This is a genomic window from Candidatus Blochmannia festinatus (nom. nud.) (assembly GCF_059936355.1).
Window position 1 is genome coordinate 462,876 of sequence record NZ_CP012116.1, and the last position, 19,517, is coordinate 482,392.

The window sequence follows — 19,517 nt, forward strand, 5'->3', positions numbered from 1 at the left end:
TTTAAAGTAGCAAAAATAAATAAAAAGCCATTAAACAATTCAATAAACTTTATATTAATAACAAAAACTAAAAAATAATTTTTTATATATACAACAATACATACTATAATGCTATATCATCTGTATTAGAAACAATATTAAATCCTCCATCAACATATACTATTTCTCCAGTAATACCAGAAGAGAAATTAGAACATAAAAAAGCAGCAACGTTCCCTACCTCTTCAACTGTAACATTACGACGAATCGGGGAACATCGTTCATAATAAGATAACATTTTTCTAAAATTTAAAATACCGGAAGATGCTAACGTTCTTATAGGGCCAGCAGAAATAGCATTAACTCGAATACCATCTGGACCCATTGCTTCTGCCATATATCTAACATTTGATTCTAAAGATGCTTTAGCTAACCCCATGACATTATAATTCGGTACAACCCTATTAGATCCTAAATAAGTTAAACTTAATAAAGATGAATTTCTTCGCAACATTTTTCTACATGCTTTTGCTATTCCAACAAAACTATAAGAACTTACTACATGTGATATTTCAAAACCTTCACGAGTAATGTTATCAACATAATTCCCTCTTAATTGTTCAGTAGGAGCAAAAGCAATAGAATGTACAAAACCGTCAAATTTAGTCCATCTTTTTCCTAATTCAATAAACAAGTGCTCAATAGCACTATCAGAAGAAACATCACAAGGCAATATTATATTATTTAACGAATAAAGTTTAGCAATTTCTTGCACTCTTAATTTTAATCTATCAGTATGATAAGTAAATGCTAATTCTGCTCCTTCTCTATATAAAGATTTAGCTATACCACAAGCTATTGATTTATTATTAGCCACTCCAGTGACTAATATACGTTTATTCTCTAATAATGCCATTTTTATGGTAACCCATTATTCTTAATTACATAAATATAACTAACATAAACCCATATAACACGTTCATGATATGAATTATCTCAATACTTATTGTAATCTATTAACAATGTATATGTGTTATTTAACACATATATTCAAAATAAATTCTATCATTTTAATTGTTAACCCCTCTATAATATAAAATATTTCTCTTTTTAAAAACTCTTAAAATACATTACATAATACATCACCTTTGTGATTTTTCACAAACATTAAATTAACATACCATAATTATAACCATGAAAAAATAAAATAATCAATAAAACTTCTATAACAAATGAAAATTAAATAAATCATGTTATTATAAATAATGTATTAAACTTCATTACTCTATCATTAAATTTAATATTAATAATTCAAAAAATTTTTATAAAAACTTTTTAAAAATATAAATAAAAATTATATGTAAATATATAATTGAATTTAATTAACTAAATAATGTAATTAATAAATTAATACGCAATAAATGCTAAATAGTAATAATAAACTATATCGTAACTAAATGTTTTAAGTAAAAATATAATAATTAAACTACTATTAATATAAATATACATATTAAATCTTCAATATTTAAAAACAGTGCCTGTATTAATAATATCCTAATAACAAATAAATATAAATAATTACAAAAATTTATAGGAGATTACAATAATGCGACTTAAACAAGTAGGAAAAGCAAAATTACCAACGCTATGGGGAAATTTTTTAATTGTTGGGTTTGAAGATCATTGCACTAAACAAAATCATATAGCCTTAATATATGGAAACACATCAGGTCCAGAACCAGTGTTAACACGAGTGCACTCTGAATGTCTGACAGGAGATGCTTTATTTAGTTCTCGATGTGATTGTGGTTTTCAATTAAATACTGCCCTGCATTACATTACGACAGAAGGACGAGGAATTCTTATTTATCATCGTCAAGAAGGGCGAAATATTGGCTTATTAAATAAAATTCGAGCCTATTCTCTACAAGATAATGGAGCAGATACTGTAGAAGCAAATCAATATCTTGGATTTCAAGCAGATGAAAGAGATTTCACTATATGTGCAGATATATTAAAATTACTAAATATACATACGATACGTTTATTAACTAATAACCCTCAAAAAATTACAGTATTAAACAATTCCAATATCAATATTGTTGAAAGAATACCTCTAATAGTTGGAAGAAACTCAAAAAATTCTAAATACTTAGATACAAAAAAATCTAAATTAGGACACTTACTTAATATTTACCATAAATAACAATGCATAATTATTAGCATATTTTATATAAAATATAAAGCTAATTTAATAATTAAATTTAAATATCTATTTTTACAAAAACAAATATTTTATAAATTAAAATCTATAGTATAAGTATAACTTTAACAAAAATAATTATTACTTCATGATCACTATCTGCATTACTAACAATAATGTGTCATTCTTCTTTCTTTAAATACTAAAAAGTATATTCATATATATTACTACAACAATTACTATTATCAAATATAATTACTATCAAATTTGATTACTTCACATATTAAGTATATGATCCCATTATTGATAAGATAATAATCACAATTACAATTAAAATTTATCAATAAAAATAACTACTATCGATAGCAATACACTTTATATATAATAAATCTTTAACAAGATAAAACCTAATATAAAAATATATAATTACATTTTCTGTATTTTTCATAATCTATCTATCTATAAAATTAAATTAATAATGTTTACAATATGATATACAAATCATAATACACTGAAATTTTATCAATTTTACATATACTTGAAGTATTCATATTAAATGATTAAACATCACTCAAAAAATTAATACTTTATACATTTAAATTAATTTTTACAAAAATCCAATAAATTTACATTTATAAAAATTTAAATTTATTTGCCAACAATTTTATTTTTAATTTTTAAATTATTGAAGATTTGACTTTTTATAAAAAACCTAGTATTAATATTAGTTTAATATTATAAATTGTTATATTAGCTATTTAAATTCAAACATTTAATTCCATGTACATATTAAATGGATAAATATTATTAATTAACATAATCTTGTTTTAATTAAAATATTTAAGGAAATATAAATAATGGGATATATAAGACAACGAATAGAAAACTTCAAAATTCAAGTTCCTTATCACTCAAATCCTACAATAGTTTTTCATCAATTATGTAGAAATCGGCATTCAACGTTGTTATTAGAATCGTCAGAAATTAAAAAACAACATAATATTGAAAGTATGATGATCATCGATAGCGCTCTAAGAATTTCTGCTTATGACACTAATGTGATAATACACGCTTTTACTCAAAATGGAGCTAACTTATTAACTATACTAGCTCGAGCTTTACCTAATGCTGTCAAAATCATAAAAACATACAGTAAAATAGAATTAAAATTTCCTACTATACAAAACACTTTAGATGAAGATAGTCAACTTAAATCAATTTCTATCTTTGATGGATTACGAACATTATTGAAAATAATGCAATCACCTGCAGATGATCCAAAATCTATATTTTTAGGCGGTTTATTTTCTTATGATTTGATATCTTGTTTTGAACCAATTCCTAGACTGCACAATTACCCTGAATGTCCAGATTATTGTTTTTATTTATCTGAAACACTACTGATTTTCGATCATCAAAAACATATTGCTGAATTAAATGGAACACTATTTGCTCCAGACACTCTAGAAAAAAACAGATTATATAGTAGAATGAATGAACTTAAAAAACAAATAAACCATACTCCATGTTCCATTCCTTATACAACTGTACAAAATATGAAATTAAGTTGTAATCAAAATGATACATCATATATAAAAATCATACATAAAATACAAAATTTTATACGTCAAGGAGAAATTCTTCAAGCTGTTCCATCAAGATGTTTTTTTCTTCCATGTCCTTCCCCATTAGCAGCGTATCATGCTTTAAAAATCAATAACCCTAGTCCTTATATGTTTTTCATGCAAGATAAAATATTTACTTTATTTGGAGCATCACCGGAAAGTTCATTAAAATACGATTCCAATACTAGAAAAATTGAAATTTATCCCATAGCTGGAACTAGAGCTCGCGTATATCATGACGATGGCTCATTAGACATAGATGCAGATAATCGAGTCGAACTAGAAATGCGATTAAATCAAAAAGAATTATCAGAACATTTAATGCTAGTAGATCTAGCAAGAAACGATTTAGCTCGAGTATGTAAAACGGGCAGTCGTTACATATCTGATTTACTCAAAGTAGATCGTTACTCTTACGTTATGCATTTAGTATCTAAAGTTGTAGGAGAATTAAGTCACGATTTAGACATACTTCATGCTTATAGAGCATGTATGAACATGGGCACATTAACAGGAGCTCCAAAAATTAAGGCAATGCAAATTATTTATGAAGTAGAAAAAAAAAGAAGAAATACTTATGGAGGAGCTATAGGTTATTTAACAGGAACAGGAAGTTTAGACACGTGTATTATTATTCGATCTGCTTATGTTGTGAATAATTTAGCAACTATACAAGCTGGAGCAGGAATTGTAATAGATTCCATACCACAATCTGAAGCGGATGAAAGTCGAAATAAAGCAAAAGCTGTACTACAAGCAATTTCAATAGCACATAATTCCAAGGAAATATTTTAATAATGGTAAATATAATATTATTAGATAACACTGATTCATTTACATACAATTTAGTAGATCAATTACGCAGTAAAAATCATCAAGTACTAATATACTCTAATCGACTATCAGATTCAGTAATTATAAATGTTATCAATAATATAGATAACCCTATTTTAGTACTATCCCCTGGTCCTGGATCTCCACAAAATTCTGGTTGTATGATGAATTTAATAAAAAAACTACGAGGACATATTCCAATCATAGGAATATGTTTAGGATATCAAGCGTTGATACAATCCTATGGAGGATACATATCACAATCATCAGAAATTTTTCACGGAAAATCTTCTTTAGTATATCATGATGAATTAGCTATGTTTACTAATATTCCTAATCCACTGTTAGTAGCTAGATATCACTCATTAATAGGAATTAATATTCCTATTAACTTAAAAATTAATGCTTACTATAAAAATCATATAGCTATGGCTATTCGTAATGATTTTGACCGAATCTGCGGATTTCAATTTCATCCCGAATCTGTATTAACCACATATGGAACACAATTAATACACCAAACTATCATATGGGCTAATAATTTAACTAAAACAAAAAGAATGAATATATTATGAAAGATATCCTCGAAACATTACGTCAAGGCAATAATCTTACTCAAGCACAAAGTAAAAAATTGTTTTATAGTATTATAAACAAACAATTATCTTCAACAGAAATTTCAGAAGCTCTTGTTAATATGCAAAGACGTGGAGAAACCATTGAAGAAATTTTAGGAGCAACAAAAGTATTATTAACTCATTCGAAATCTTTTCCAAAAATTAACGAATTATTTGCAGATATTTCAGGTACAGGAGGAGATGGTAAAAATACCATTAATATTTCTACAGCCAGTGCAATAGTTGCCTCAACCTGTGGAATTAAAATCATTAAACATGGTAATTATAATTCGTCTAGCTCAACTGGCGGATCAATGAATCTACTAAATCAATGTAACATTCATATAAATATAGATGTAAATCAATCAATTAAAAGTTTTAAAAAATCTGGAATATGTTTCTTATGTGTTTCTCAGTATTATAAAATATTTCAAGACGTAAGTCATATAAGGAAACAATTAAAAATTCCTACTTTATTTAATATAATAGGACCATTAATTAATCCAGCTAAACCTCCAATAACTTTAATTGGAGTATATAAACGGGAATTATTATTTCCGATAATTCAAGTATTAAAATTGCTAAATTATAATCAAGCGATGGTAGTACATTGTGATGGAATAGACGAGGTAGGATTACATAATTATACAAATGTATTTGAATTACATAACGGAGTAATTACAAATTATATATTAACTCCATCAGATTTTGGACTAAATAAATATCCTCTAGAGGAATTATATTCACATTCACAACATGAGTCATATATAAGTACAATAAATGTATTAAAAGGAAAAGGAAAACCATCTCATACTGCTGTGATAGCAGCTAATGTAGCGTTATTATTAAAATTATATGGATATCATGACTTACGTTCTAATATATCAAATATATTAAACAAAATTCATACTGGAATTCCTTATAAAAAATTGTTATCTCTTTCTTCGCCGATTACATAAACAAATTAACAACACACATAATAAAAATGTCACATACAATTCTAAACCAAATCATATCATATAAAAAAAAATGGATTTTGAATCAAAAGCGTTGTATACCTATTAGCATCTTGAAGTCCAAAATACAAATTAGCTCAAGAAACTTTTACAAAACGTTATCGCATAACAAGAATAAAACAATTTTTATATTAGAATATAAAATTGCTTCTCCATCGAAAAATATTATTTGTAATCATCCTGACCCTACTCAAATTATCAATATTTATAAAAAATACGCTTCGATTATTTCTGTAGTAACTGACGAAAAATTTTTTCAAGGAAATTTTAATACTTTAACTCAAATAAGTAATATGGTAACACAACCCATATTATGCAAAGACTTCTTTATTTCAGAATGGCAAATTTATTACGCACGTTTACATAAAGCAAATGCAATTTTATTAATATTATCCATAATAGATGATGATACTTATTATAAACTTTCTTCTATTGCGCACTCACTAAAAATGGGAGTCCTCACAGAAATAACGAATAAAAATGAATTAAAAAGAGCCATAAATTTAAATGCCAAAGTTATTGGGATAAACAATCGTAATTTACATGATTTATCTATTGATTTAAATCGTACCATTAATTTAAGCATCCATATCCCTAACTCAATCATAAAAATTAGTGAATCTGGTATCACTACTCACCATCATATAAAAAAACTTAGACGTTATGTACATGGATTTTTAATTGGAACAACCTTAATGTCATCTTCAGATCAATTAAATACAGCAATTAAAAAATTAATATTAGGAGAAAATAAAATATGTGGACTTACTCAAATTGAGGATGCAAACATTTCTTATAAATCAGGTGCTATATATGGAGGACTTATTTTTGTTAAACATTCCCCGCGTTATATAAATATACACATTGCTCAAAGCATCGTATCCACGATACCATATTTATATTATGTCGGTGTTTTTTACAACGATACTATACAAAATATCATAAATATAGTTAAAATACTAAATTTATATGCTGTGCAATTACACGGCACAGAAAATCAAAATTATATTAAAGAATTACGTACAAAATTACCAACTACTTGTCACATATGGAAAAGTATTAATATGAATAATCAACCATTATTTATACCTACTTTGACGTATGTAGATCGCTATCTTTTAGATAACAAAAAAGGAGGAAGTGGTAAAACTTTTAATTGGACAAATATATCAACAACAAAAATACAGCTAAATAAATCAATTTTAGCAGGAGGTTTAACAGTACATAATTGTTTAAACGCATCTAAAATAGGGTGCTTAGGTTTAGACTTTAATTCAGGAATAGAAATAAAACCTGGTGTTAAAAATCACCAAGCAATCTCAAAAATATTTCATATATTAAGTACATATTAAATAAATTTATATTAAATAGGTATCAAATATCAATATGACACAAAAAAAATTAAATTCTTATTTCGGAGAATTTGGAGGCATGTATGTACCTCAAATTCTAATACCAACATTAATAAAACTAGAAAAAGAGTTTATATCTGCTCAAAGTGATCCAATCTTTCAACAAGAACTTAAAGAACTATTAAATAATTATGCTGGACGACCCACTCCTTTAACTTTATGTCGAAATTTAACATCTGGAACTCATAGTAAATTATATTTAAAACGTGAAGACTTATTACATGGAGGATCTCATAAAACAAATCAAGTATTAGGACAAGCATTATTAGCAAAACGTATGAAAAAAACTGACATTATCGCTGAAACTGGAGCAGGTCAACATGGCGTAGCTGTTTCTATTGCTTCAGCTCTCTTAAAATTAAAATGTCGTATTTACATGGGGAAAAAAGATATAAACCGACAAAAATCGAATGTATTACGCATGAAACTCTTGGGGGCTCAAGTTATTCCTGTACATCATGGTTCTGCTACATTAAAAGATGCATGCAACGAAGCAATTCGAGAATGGTCAAATACTTATCAATATACTCATTATATGTTAGGAACAGTGGCAGGTCCTCACCCTTTTCCTACTATTGTAAAGGAATTTCAACAAATTATTGGAATGGAAACATATAAACAAATACAAGATTATGAACAAAAATTACCAGATTCAATTATTGCTTGTATAGGAGGTGGATCAAATGCTATTGGGATATTTTCTAAATTTATTAATATTCCATCAGTTCAATTACTAGGAGTAGAAGCTGGAGGATTAGGACTAAATACAGAATATCATGGAGCAGCTTTACAATGTGGAGATACAGGAATTTATTTTGGAATGAAATCTCCCATTTTACAATCCTCAGAAGGACAAATAAAAAACTCTTATTCTATTGCTGCAGGATTAGACTTTCCTTCTGTTGGTCCAGAACATGCTTATTTAAAAAAAATCAATAGAGTAAAATACGTCTCTATATCTGATCAAGAAGCTATACACGCATTTCAACAATTATCTATACATGAAGGTATAATACCAGCTTTAGAATCTGCCCATGCTTTAGCATACGCATTAAAAATAATCAAAAAACAACCACATAAAAAACAAATTTTAATAGTTAATTTATCTGGTCGTGGAGACAAAGATATCATGACAGTACATAATAATAAAATAAATAATAAAGAGATATATTCATGAATCGTTATCAAGAATTATTCACTCACCTACATCAGCAAAAACTTGGAGCTTTTGTTCCATTCGTTACTATAGGAGATCCTAATCCTATTTTTTTTATGAATATTATAGATACATTAATAGCATCTGGAGCTGATGCCTTAGAATTGGGAATACCATTTTCTGATCCTTTAGCAGACGGACCAGCAATACAAAAAAGTATGAATCGAGCTTTTAAATCAGGAATAAATTTTAAAATTTGTTTAAAACTAATAAATGATATCAGAATTAAATATCCCCAATTACCTATTGGGCTATTAATTTATGCTAATTTAATCATTAAAAATGGAATTAATGATTTTTACTATAATTGTTCAAAAATTGGTATTGATTCTATATTAATTCCAGATCTCCCTATAGAAGAAAGTTCTTTATTTTACAAAACTTCTATACGTTATAAAATAGCACATATCTTCATTTGCCCTCCTAATGCTAACTTAAATTTAATAAAAAACATTACTAACAAAGGAAAAGGATATATTTATTTATTATCTAGACCAGGAATAACAGGTATCAATAATACTAAATTTAATACAACTACATTAAATATGTTAGTTAACAACATAAAACAACACAAACAATCCTTACCAATATTACAAGGTTTTGGTATACATACTCCTAATCAAGCCTATGAATCAGTATTACTAGGGACTTCTGGAGTGATTTTAGGCTCTGCAATCGCAAACATTATTGAGAATAATTGCCTTAATCTTAATTTATTATTAGAACAACTACAACAATTAACTTACCTAATAAAAACTGCTATGAAAATTATATAATAATTTAATTTTCCAAATATATTAATGAATTTATTGTTATACAACATACAACTAATCATTCATGTCCTAAACATAAAACAACTTCTTCACATTTTAATTTTTAAATATAATGAATATATATGCTTTACATTTATACATATTTAATATCATTCTATAAAATAATTTATATATATTTTTGAATTTATTACATCATCAGTTAATTTGAATAATACATGATAATTTTGATAATTTTAATTATATGTTAAAATATTTATTATTACAAATAACTACTTTTGTTTATCTTTAATTATTTGTACTGAATTTAAAGCAAATTTAAAAACAATAGTTAAATCTTTTTTTGGTTTTTTCATTTTATATACCCAACGATACATAGCAATTTTAATGCTTTTTTCAAACACTCTAGGGGGAACAGCAGATAATATACGTATTTTTCTAACCCTTCCTCTCTCATCTATATCATACATAACCATCACACTTCCCTCTATTCCTAATATTTTTGCATTCTGAGGATATTCAGGATATATGTATATCATAGGATCAAAATAAGATTTAGATGATGCTTTATTAATATTATTAGTATTAAGATTATTAGCATCAAACTTCTTTAAACAAAAATTATCATACATTTTGTTATCATCTTTTTTATTTATATGTACATCATCTTCCATATTACTTGTTGACTCTTTAAGATTTTCTAATATTCGATTTGATAAAGAAGATGGCGTTGTAGATTCTATATGTTGTTTAAAAACAGACAATGATTCAAATGTTTCCGGTAACTTTTTATCAGTCTGTAATGTTTTATTTTCCATAATATTATTAGCAGAAGATAATATTGTGGTTATCATGTAGTGACGTTTTTTATGAAAGTAATCGCACTCTATTGAATCAAAATATATATGATAAAATATTATCACAATTATAAAAAAAACATGTAAACTACACGATAATACAATAAAAAAAATTGCAGGAATATTTATTTTCAATAAAAGTACCTTACTTGTCACATAATCTAATAAAACAATGAATTGATAAAAATTAATTCATAATATATTCCTTAATGTTTAAAAACATGTATAAATATTACATTGACTAGTATAAAAATATAATTTTTATTAAATATACATTTAAATTTCAAATAAAAATATACATTTAATTAAAAATCCGTATACAGTACTACTAATATATAATTAATTAGCAATTCAAATTAATTATTATATGGAGTTAACAATAAATATAACATTGATAATTTATAACATTTTTAATTATGCTTTAATACTTGGATATTGGGGATTAACTATCTTAGTAACTATTAGAGTTTTATTAAAACGTCGAGCTGTACCATCGTTTATGGCTTGGTTATTAATAATTTATACTTTACCTTTAATTGGAATTATCATGTATTTACTATTTGGAGAACCTAATATCGGTAAAAAACGATTACATAGAAGTAAAATAGCGTGGTCATCCTGTATTTTTCATATAAAAAAATTTAAAAAATATTATAAAGATATATTTTACAGTCAAAATAGCGATATTGCTTCCTCTTTGTTCAAATTATGCAAACATCGACAAGGCATAGGAGCTTTACAGGGCAATCAAATACAATTGTTCAAAAAAATTGATGATACTTTAATATCTTTAATTCAAGATATTGAATTAGCTCAACATAGAATTGATATGGTATTTTATATTTGGGAACCCGGTGGATTAGTGGATTACATTTCCAGTAAATTAATCACAGCTGCTCAAAGAGGTATTCAATGTCGTTTAATTTTAGATTCTGCTGGATGTATAAAATTTTTTAAAAGCTCATACCCTAAAATATTACAAAAAGCTGGAATAAATATTGTAGAAGCATTACACATTAATTTGTTACGAATATTTTGGCGTCGAATGGATCTAAGACAACATCGTAAAATGATATTAATTGATAATCATATTGCATATACAGGTAGTATGAATATGGTAGACCCTAACTTATTTAAACAAAATGTTGGTGTGGGACAATGGATTGATATTATGATCCGTATAGATGGACCTGCAACCTCAGCTATGGGAATAATTTTCGCATTTGACTGGGAAATGGAAACAGGAGAGCATATTATGCCATATCTGCTAACTTCAACTCACTTAACAAAAAAACAAACACCTATTTCTACTAACCTATTATCAACAAACAAACACACAATCCAAATTATACCATCCGGACCAGGATTTCCAGAAGGAATAATTCATCAAGTATTAATTACTTCATTATATAAAGCACAAAAACAACTAATTATCACCACACCATATCTGATCCCTAGTGATGATCTATTATACGCTCTTTGTACAGCTGCACAAAGATCAGTAGAAGTTCATATTATTATTCCAAAAAATAACGATTCTATATTAGTAAACTGGGCTAGCCGAGCTTTCTTCAGTGAATTACTAGATGCAGGAGTTTTTATCCATCAATTTCAATCAGGATTATTACATGTAAAAAGTATATTAATTGATCAACAAATTAGTTTAGTAGGTACTGTAAACTTAGATATACGTAGTTTATGGTTAAATTTTGAAATTACTTTATTAATTGACAGCAAATCTTTTAGCAACGATTTAAAAAAAATACAACAAGATTATATTGCTCATTCAAAATTAATTGACCCTAAAATATGGGCTAATCGACCATACTGGAAAAGAATCATCGAACGTCTGTTTTATCTTTTTAGTCCATTACTATAACATATAATACTTAAAAAATATTTAAACAAAACACAATTTTTATCATTATTAATACTTACCCTAAAATATCAAGGTTTCACCATATTAAATATTATCCATTAATATCAATAATAATTTGCATACAAAAAATAAAAACAAATTTATTCTCTTACTTAAGATTCATTAAATTTTTATTGAATTTTTATAAAATTCAGATTTTTAATTTTTCAAAAAAATGTTTACGGCATACTGAAATATAATTTTTATTGGTACCAATCATTATTTGATCTCCTTCTTTCATTATAATACCTTGATCATCCATTCTTAAAACTCTATTAGCTTGACGTCCACAATAACAAACAGTTTTTAATTCAATTAATTTATCTGCCCATGCTAACAACCATAAACTTCCTGAAAATAATTCAGCACGAAAATCTGTTCGTAATCCATAACATAACACTGGTATGTTTAAAATATCTACTACTTTAGTTAAACCAAATACTTGATTACGACTAAGAAAATGACATTCATCTATTAAAATACAATGAATATTTTTTTTTTTTAATATCAATGATATCTGCTCAAAAAAATCTGTACTATCACTAAAAGCATTTGATCGGGCAGTTAATCCAACCCGAGATTTAATATATTGATGCTCAGTATTTTTAGAATTTATTTTCACAGTATATAATAAAGTACACATTCCACGTTCTTGATAATTATAAGAAGATTGCAATAATGCAGTAGTTTTACCTGCATTCATTGCAGAGTAATAAAAATACAATTTTGACATATATAAAACAACTCCAATTAAATTTTCAATAATTATTAGATCAAATATAATATAATTATTAATATTTAAAAAATTAATATAAACAATTTACACATTATTGAGATAATGCACGACATAAATATAAAATATTATTACAATCACATAATAATTTATAAAATGAATATAATTTTCATTTCATTTTTTTGAAAAAGAGTTCTATATTATAAAAATTTATATATAAAATGTATATAAAATCCATATGACCCATTGCAAGATAAATATATCATATATTTAATTTTGTGCTATTCCAATGTTTATTAATTATAAATATATTATGATAATCCTAATAAAAAATATTAAATTTTAGTTTATAATATATATATACATATATTTTAAAAACTCACACTTAAAAATATTTTCTTAAATAAAACAAAAAATAAAAAAATTTATTATCGAACAATTCACAATAAACCTATAACAAAAATAAAACCATTATCATTTATTAATTATTTTAAAATATGACATTATTAGCATTTTCAAAATAAATTTCTATACATCATAATAATTTATAAAAAATTAAAATAATTAATAATATTAAAACAATAATTTTTATAAAAACATTGAATTAATTTAAATAATTCATGTATACTTTTGATAAATTAATAAATAATTCATATTTACTAAATATGCATATTATAAAATATTACAACATAAATTTAAACATATGAGATTCGTCTCTTTTAATATTAATGGATTAAGAGCTCATATACATCAACTTGATGAACTTATAAATAAATTACAACCTGATGTTCTTGGATTACAAGAAATCAAAGTTCATGATGATTTATTTCCCATAAAAACTTTAAAAAAATATGGATACCATATGTTTTACGATGGTCAAAAACAATACTATGGAGTAGCATTATTTCTAAAAAGTCTACCACTCCTTATAACTAAAGGGTTTGAATTTAATCCTAATCTATATCAAAAAAGAGTAATTACAGCAAAAGTTATGACATCAATAGGATCATTAACAATAATAAATAGTTATTTTCCACAAGGAGAAAATAATCGATCTTATAAATTTATTTACAAGAAAAAATTTTATCAAAATTTTAAAAATTATATAAAAAATATTTATGACAATAAGTCATTATTGTTAATCATGGGAGATATGAACATTAGCCCTACTGATTTAGATATAGGTATTGGGAAAAAAAATAAAGATCGATGGATAAAATTAGGTAAATGTGCATTTCTTCCAGAAGAAAGACAATGGATAAATGATTTACTTGATTGGGGTTTGATAGATATTTATCGAGAAACACATCCATATCAAAACAAACGTTATTCTTGGTTTAGCTATAGATCTAATGGATTTAAAAAAAATAGAGGACTACGTATTGATTTAATACTAGTTACTCCACCACTAGCTTCTTTACATATATACAGCGATATTAATTATGAAATTCGAAGTATGTCACATCCTTCCGATCATGCTCCAATATGGGTAGATTTCAATATTTAATAATCGCAATCCTATTTAATAAATAAAGTAAATATAAATTCGCATAATTATTGTAATATAATATCAATTCATACTTATCGATCTTTAATGTACAATAATACTATATAATTGGAGTAACTATGAAAATTGTATGGAAAATTATTTATAAAATATTAAAATTTGGCGTTAATATATTAAATGCAATACGAGTTACTATATTAAATGTCCTATTATTAATTTTCATAATTATTGGAGTAGGCATATATTTTCATATAAAATATACTAAACATACTACAACTCCCTCTGCTTTAATACTAAATTTAACCGGAATAATTGTAGATAAACCGGGTACATGTACTAAATTTCAAAAAATTAGCAAACAATTACTAAATATTAATAAATCTAATATACAAGAAAATTCATTATTCGATATAATACATATTTTAAGACAAGCAAAAAATGATAAAAATATTACAGGACTAATTTTATTATTAAAAAATTTTTCTGGAGGAAGTCAGTCATCATTAGAATATATTGGCAAAGTACTATGTGAATTTAAAAATACTGGAAAACCAATTTATTCAATCTCTGATCATTATGATCAAATTCAGTATCTTCTCGCTAGTTATGCAAATAAAATCTATATTACTCCGCAAGGCGGAGTAGATTTAAGAGGAATTTCTACCTATAGGTTATACTATCAATCATTATTGAAAAATCTAAAAATTAATACACATGTTTTCAGAGTTGGTTCTTATAAATCAGCAGTAGAACCTTTTATTAGAAATAATATGTCCCCACAAGTACGTCATGAAGAAAGTATATGGATTAATCAACTATGGGATCAATATTTAAAAGCAATTTCTACCAATCGAAATATGACGAAACAACAAATTTTTCCAGGAATTAATAAAATATTAAATGAATTACACGAATTTCAAGGAAATACAGCGTATTATGCATTACAAAAAAAATGGGTAGATGAAATTTCCTCTTACTCTGAAATAGAGAATATAATGAAAAAAAAATTTGGTACAAATAAATACAATACTTCATTTAATTCAGTTAACATGTATGATTATCATCTTAAAACACCTATCGTAAATACAAATAATAATAATCAAATAGCAATAATTTGTATTCAAGGTGCTATTATACATGGAAATAATGACACTTCTGATACAATAGGAGGAGATACAATAGCCCGAAAAATTCGTAATGCACGATTTAACCCAAAAGTTAAAGCTATAATACTTCGAATTAACAGTCCTGGTGGCAGTGTACAAGCATCAGAATTGATTAGACAAGAAATAATAACTACTAGAAATTTTGGAAAACCTGTCATTGTTTCTATGGGAAATATAGCAGCATCTGGAGGATATTGGATATCAACTCCAGCTAACTTTATTATTGCAAGCAATAGCACTCTCACCGGATCTATAGGTGTATTTGGTATTATTAATACATTTGAAGAATCTCTTAATGCTATTGGAATTCATAATGATGAAGTAAATACTTCTCCTATAGCAAATCTTTCTATTACTAAAGCTTTACCTGACGAATTTAAAAACATGATGCAATTATATGTCGACTCAAGTTACCAATACTTCATAAAAACAGTCGCTAAATTCCGTTGTAAAACAATCATTGATATTGATCATATAGCCCAAGGACACATATGGCTTGGATGCGATGCTATTAAAAATGGTCTAATAGATAAAATTGGAGATTTTGATGATGCGATTAATAAAGCGGCAGAATTAGCTAATTTAACAGAATATCAATTAAATTGGTATGAAGATAAAACAAATTGGATAGATATCATTATGCAACAAGCAGATAAAATTATTTATTACATATTTTCAAATTTATTAAATCATTATATTTTATTTAATAATCTTGAAAAATTTAACAAAATTAATTATACTAATGGTAGTAATTTAAATTTTGTATGGAATGATCCGAAGCACTGTTATGCTATTTGTTGTAATTATGTACGTTATAATTAGAACAATTTTAATGTTACAATATGCACTTAATCATCGTAGATACACATTTAAAATGTTGATAAATATCTATAATCTGTAATACTATAATAAAATAATTGAGTCATTTTTCTTTTTTAAATTTAATAATTAATATTAATTGATGGGTGCATTTGGATATACAAAATAGTTATATTTTTAAAAAATTAAAAACAGGAGCACATATATGATTACTAGAATTGGAATCAACGGTTTTGGCAGAATAGGGCGTGTTGTTTTCAGAGCTGCTCAAGAACGTGACGATGTCAATGTGGTAGCTATTAATGATTTATTAAACATAAAACATATAGAATACATGTTAAAATATGATTCCACCCATGGGAAATTTAATGGAAATATTAAATCATATGATGATTATTTATTAATAAACAACGATATCGTGCATTATACTTCTGAAAAAAACCCAAACAATTTGTATTGGAAAAAATTTCAAGTTGACGTTGTTATTGAATCTACTGGAGCATTTTTAACTAAACAACATGCTGAAGGACACATAAAATCTGGAGCTAAAAAAGTAATATTAACAGCTCCTCCAAAAGATAATATTCCAATGTTTGTTATGGGAGTAAATAACCATTTATATCAAGGCGAATCAATAATTTCTAATGCCTCCTGTACTACAAATTGTTTAGCTCCTATAGCAAAGATAATGCACGATAATTTTGGTATTATTGAAGGTTTTATGACTACTATTCATGCTGTTACTGCAACTCAAAAAACAGTAGATTCTCCAATAGATAAAGACTGGAGAAGTGGTAGAGGAGCCTATCAAAATATTATTCCATCTGCTACGGGTGCAGCACAAGCTTTAGGGAAAATAATAAAAGAATTAGACGGAAAATTAACTGGAATGGCATTCAGAGTACCTACATCAAACGTATCCGTAATTGATTTAACTGTACGTTTGGAAAAATCTACATCTTATCAAAAGATTTGTGATACAATTAAATTTGCTTCTGAAAACTCCTTTAAAAACATTGTAGGATATACTGATGAAAATGTAGTATCTAGTGATTTTAATGGAGAAAAATTAACTTCTGTTTTTGATGCCAAAGCTAGTATGTTATTAAATAATAAATTTGTTAAACTAATATCCTGGTATGATAATGAAACAGGTTACTCTAACAAAACAATAGACTTAAGCTCCTACATTATAAATATTCCTACTGCTTGATAAAAAAGCATAGCATGAAGTCTATGTAGATATAAACTTCATATGAATATATGAAGTTTATATGAGGCTAGTTTGTTATTCTATTGTTATTCTATTGTTAGAAGTTATTCTATTGTTATTCTATTGTTATTCTAACAATAGAATAACAATAGAATAACAAACACATATATACATTGATATTGAATTAGTAATTATATAACAATATAAATTTTAAACTATTAATCTTTAATCCTCTGAGAAAATATTATTATGTTTCATAATCTTTATATATTTTCTAAATCTAGAAAATTCTGGATTTTTTTAATATACAGTATTATTGGATTAATAAGTATAGCTTTATGTGAACAATATTTTTTTGAATTAAAACCCTGCGTATTATGTATTTACCAAAGATGTGCGTTAATAGGGATAGCAATTTCTGGAATGATCGCAATTATTTCTCCCAATACTTTCGTATTTAGGTTTTTTGCTATAATAGTATGGATTTATAGCGCTTATAAAGGTTTATTTTTTTCTATAAAACATATAAACACAGTCTTACGTCCTAATCCATTTCGTACATGTGAATTATTTATTTCATTTCCTGATTGGTTACCATTACATAAATGGTTTCCTATTATTTTTAATACAAACGGAGGAGATTGTTCTGAATATACATGGAATTTTTTTTCATTAGAAACATCACAATGGATGCTTTTAATTTTTATTAGTTATTTACTTATAGTATTATTTATAATAGTCTCTCATCTCATTTATATATATAAATATATCAACATATCATTACAAAACAATTAATCAATTAATATATTTGAATTATAAATAAAAATTGTATATATTGTTATACAAAGATTAAAAATATGGTGAAAAACTTTATGTAATAATTCATTCCTTATAACATTAATAAAATGTCAAAAGTTATTTCTATCGATTTACAAGGAAGTAATTTCACATTACTAGTAATTCATGTACGTACTACGTGTATGTCAAAAATTCGAGTAGAATTAATGAAAAAAATAAAAGAATCTCCAAATTTTTTTTCTAAAAACCCTCCAATAATTATTAATGTATCTAATATTAAGCAAAATTCTGATTGGTTTAATCTATATCAAACAATATCAGAAGTTGGATTATTTATCATGGGGGTTTGTTGTTGTTATAATGATCAATTAAAAAAAATAATTACACAAAGTGGTTTACCTGTATTAACTAAAGGAAGTACTATAATCAACTATAAAAAAAACTATAGTTCTAAAATAGAAGAACATAATAACAATTATTCTTTATTAACTTTAAAAACTCAAATAATATATAAACCAATACGTTCTGGCCAACAAATTTACGCTCGTAATAGAGATTTAATTATTATCTCTAATGTTAGCTCTGGTGCTGAAGTTATTTCCGATGGTAATATTCATATTTATGGTTCTATGAGAGGTAGAGTATTAGCCGGGGCTTCAGGATATGAAGATTCTCAAATTTTTTGTAGTAACTTATCTCCAGAACTCGTATCAATAGGAGGATATTACTGGTTAATAGATCAAATTCCACAAGAATTTTTAGGGAAATCAGCAAGATTTTATTTAAAAAATAATACTCTTGGCATTCAACAAATTCTATAATGGGTATTTTATT

The 19,517-nt window shown here is 25.7% G+C and carries 16 protein-coding genes; 13 read left to right on the forward strand and 3 right to left on the reverse strand.

Annotated elements, in window-relative coordinates:
- Positions 1-103: 103 nt before the first annotated feature.
- Entirely contained in the window at positions 104-895 is a 792-nt protein-coding gene (locus Bfest607_RS02145; RefSeq protein ID WP_500838110.1) for an enoyl-ACP reductase FabI, read from the reverse strand.
- Positions 896-1,585: 690 nt separating this feature from the next.
- On the opposite strand from Bfest607_RS02145, the gene ribA reads away from it, so the two are divergent.
- The 7 genes from ribA to trpA all read left to right on the forward strand — a co-directional run bounded on the left by ribA (position 1,586) and on the right by trpA (position 9,678).
- The gene (ribA, locus tag Bfest607_RS02150) at positions 1,586-2,185 is read left to right on the forward strand and encodes a GTP cyclohydrolase II (RefSeq protein WP_500838111.1); all 600 of its coding nucleotides are present in this window, start codon (positions 1,586-1,588) and stop codon (positions 2,183-2,185) included.
- An 854-nt stretch (positions 2,186-3,039) separates the two neighbouring features.
- Positions 3,040-4,602: an anthranilate synthase component 1 gene (locus Bfest607_RS02155; RefSeq protein WP_500838112.1), complete on the forward strand. Its 1,563-nt coding sequence runs from the start codon at positions 3,040-3,042 to the stop codon at positions 4,600-4,602.
- 2 nt (positions 4,603-4,604) lie between these two features.
- Positions 4,605-5,216: a glutamine amidotransferase-related protein gene (locus tag Bfest607_RS02160; protein ID WP_500838113.1), complete on the forward strand. Its 612-nt coding sequence runs from the start codon at positions 4,605-4,607 to the stop codon at positions 5,214-5,216.
- Positions 5,213-6,217, forward strand: a complete 1,005-nt coding sequence (gene trpD / locus Bfest607_RS02165; RefSeq protein WP_500838114.1) for an anthranilate phosphoribosyltransferase — start codon at positions 5,213-5,215, stop codon at positions 6,215-6,217. The genes Bfest607_RS02160 and trpD overlap by 4 nt, the downstream gene beginning before the upstream one ends.
- 26 nt (positions 6,218-6,243) lie before the next feature.
- A complete protein-coding gene (gene trpCF, locus Bfest607_RS02170) occupies positions 6,244-7,626 on the forward strand; it encodes a bifunctional indole-3-glycerol-phosphate synthase TrpC/phosphoribosylanthranilate isomerase TrpF (RefSeq protein ID WP_500838115.1) in 1,383 nt (460 codons plus the stop codon).
- Positions 7,627-7,660: 34 nt separating this feature from the next.
- Positions 7,661-8,863, forward strand: coding sequence for a tryptophan synthase subunit beta (trpB, locus tag Bfest607_RS02175; RefSeq protein ID WP_500838116.1), 1,203 nt, complete (start codon positions 7,661-7,663; stop codon positions 8,861-8,863).
- Positions 8,860-9,678, forward strand: a complete 819-nt coding sequence (gene trpA / locus Bfest607_RS02180) for a tryptophan synthase subunit alpha (protein WP_500838117.1) — start codon at positions 8,860-8,862, stop codon at positions 9,676-9,678. The genes trpB and trpA overlap by 4 nt, the downstream gene beginning before the upstream one ends.
- A gap of 266 nt (positions 9,679-9,944) precedes the next feature.
- Here the strand turns inward: trpA and Bfest607_RS02185 are convergent, their stop codons facing one another.
- Positions 9,945-10,526, reverse strand: a complete 582-nt coding sequence (locus Bfest607_RS02185; protein ID WP_500838118.1) for a TonB family protein — start codon at positions 10,524-10,526, stop codon at positions 9,945-9,947.
- Between the two features lie 370 nt (positions 10,527-10,896).
- On the opposite strand from Bfest607_RS02185, the gene cls reads away from it, so the two are divergent.
- Positions 10,897-12,408 (forward strand): cardiolipin synthase, encoded by a 1,512-nt coding sequence (gene cls / locus Bfest607_RS02190; protein ID WP_500838119.1) that lies wholly within the window; start codon positions 10,897-10,899, stop codon positions 12,406-12,408.
- Between the two features lie 190 nt (positions 12,409-12,598).
- On the opposite strand, the gene Bfest607_RS02195 is transcribed toward cls, so the two are convergent.
- The gene (locus Bfest607_RS02195) at positions 12,599-13,180 is read right to left on the reverse strand and encodes a thymidine kinase (RefSeq protein ID WP_500838120.1); all 582 of its coding nucleotides are present in this window, start codon (positions 13,178-13,180) and stop codon (positions 12,599-12,601) included.
- 703 nt (positions 13,181-13,883) lie between these two features.
- Between Bfest607_RS02195 and xthA the strand changes: the two genes are divergently transcribed.
- The 5 genes from xthA to minC all read left to right on the forward strand — a co-directional run bounded on the left by xthA (position 13,884) and on the right by minC (position 19,504).
- Complete coding sequence (gene xthA, locus Bfest607_RS02200; protein WP_500838121.1) at positions 13,884-14,687, forward strand: exodeoxyribonuclease III; 804 nt, start codon at positions 13,884-13,886, stop codon at positions 14,685-14,687.
- Positions 14,688-14,806: 119 nt separating this feature from the next.
- The gene (gene sppA / locus Bfest607_RS02205) at positions 14,807-16,675 is read left to right on the forward strand and encodes a signal peptide peptidase SppA (RefSeq protein ID WP_500838122.1); all 1,869 of its coding nucleotides are present in this window, start codon (positions 14,807-14,809) and stop codon (positions 16,673-16,675) included.
- Positions 16,676-16,877: 202 nt separating this feature from the next.
- Positions 16,878-17,885: a type I glyceraldehyde-3-phosphate dehydrogenase gene (gap, locus tag Bfest607_RS02210; RefSeq protein ID WP_500838123.1), complete on the forward strand. Its 1,008-nt coding sequence runs from the start codon at positions 16,878-16,880 to the stop codon at positions 17,883-17,885.
- 249 nt (positions 17,886-18,134) lie between these two features.
- Positions 18,135-18,680 (forward strand): disulfide bond formation protein DsbB, encoded by a 546-nt coding sequence (gene dsbB, locus Bfest607_RS02215; protein ID WP_500838124.1) that lies wholly within the window; start codon positions 18,135-18,137, stop codon positions 18,678-18,680.
- A gap of 110 nt (positions 18,681-18,790) precedes the next feature.
- On the forward strand, positions 18,791-19,504 hold the full coding sequence (gene minC, locus Bfest607_RS02220; RefSeq protein WP_500838125.1) for a septum site-determining protein MinC: 714 nt from the start codon (positions 18,791-18,793) through the stop codon (positions 19,502-19,504).
- Positions 19,505-19,517 lie beyond the last annotated feature (13 nt).

What these genes read in the sequence shown, in the direction of transcription:
- Bfest607_RS02145 (WP_500838110.1), bottom strand. Translation starts at nt 895, where the DNA reads ATGGCATTATTAGAGAATAAACGTATATTAGTCACTGGAGTGGCTAAT.
- ribA (WP_500838111.1), top strand. Translation starts at nt 1,586, where the DNA reads ATGCGACTTAAACAAGTAGGAAAAGCAAAATTACCAACGCTATGGGGA.
- Bfest607_RS02155 (WP_500838112.1), top strand. Translation starts at nt 3,040, where the DNA reads ATGGGATATATAAGACAACGAATAGAAAACTTCAAAATTCAAGTTCCT.
- Bfest607_RS02160 (WP_500838113.1), top strand. Translation starts at nt 4,605, where the DNA reads ATGGTAAATATAATATTATTAGATAACACTGATTCATTTACATACAAT.
- trpD (WP_500838114.1), top strand. Translation starts at nt 5,213, where the DNA reads ATGAAAGATATCCTCGAAACATTACGTCAAGGCAATAATCTTACTCAA.
- trpCF (WP_500838115.1), top strand. Translation starts at nt 6,244, where the DNA reads ATGTCACATACAATTCTAAACCAAATCATATCATATAAAAAAAAATGG.
- trpB (WP_500838116.1), top strand. Translation starts at nt 7,661, where the DNA reads ATGACACAAAAAAAATTAAATTCTTATTTCGGAGAATTTGGAGGCATG.
- trpA (WP_500838117.1), top strand. Translation starts at nt 8,860, where the DNA reads ATGAATCGTTATCAAGAATTATTCACTCACCTACATCAGCAAAAACTT.
- Bfest607_RS02185 (WP_500838118.1), bottom strand. Translation starts at nt 10,526, where the DNA reads ATGATAACCACAATATTATCTTCTGCTAATAATATTATGGAAAATAAA.
- cls (WP_500838119.1), top strand. Translation starts at nt 10,897, where the DNA reads ATGGAGTTAACAATAAATATAACATTGATAATTTATAACATTTTTAAT.
- Bfest607_RS02195 (WP_500838120.1), bottom strand. Translation starts at nt 13,180, where the DNA reads ATGTCAAAATTGTATTTTTATTACTCTGCAATGAATGCAGGTAAAACT.
- xthA (WP_500838121.1), top strand. Translation starts at nt 13,884, where the DNA reads ATGAGATTCGTCTCTTTTAATATTAATGGATTAAGAGCTCATATACAT.
- sppA (WP_500838122.1), top strand. Translation starts at nt 14,807, where the DNA reads ATGAAAATTGTATGGAAAATTATTTATAAAATATTAAAATTTGGCGTT.
- gap (WP_500838123.1), top strand. Translation starts at nt 16,878, where the DNA reads ATGATTACTAGAATTGGAATCAACGGTTTTGGCAGAATAGGGCGTGTT.
- dsbB (WP_500838124.1), top strand. Translation starts at nt 18,135, where the DNA reads ATGTTTCATAATCTTTATATATTTTCTAAATCTAGAAAATTCTGGATT.
- minC (WP_500838125.1), top strand. Translation starts at nt 18,791, where the DNA reads ATGTCAAAAGTTATTTCTATCGATTTACAAGGAAGTAATTTCACATTA.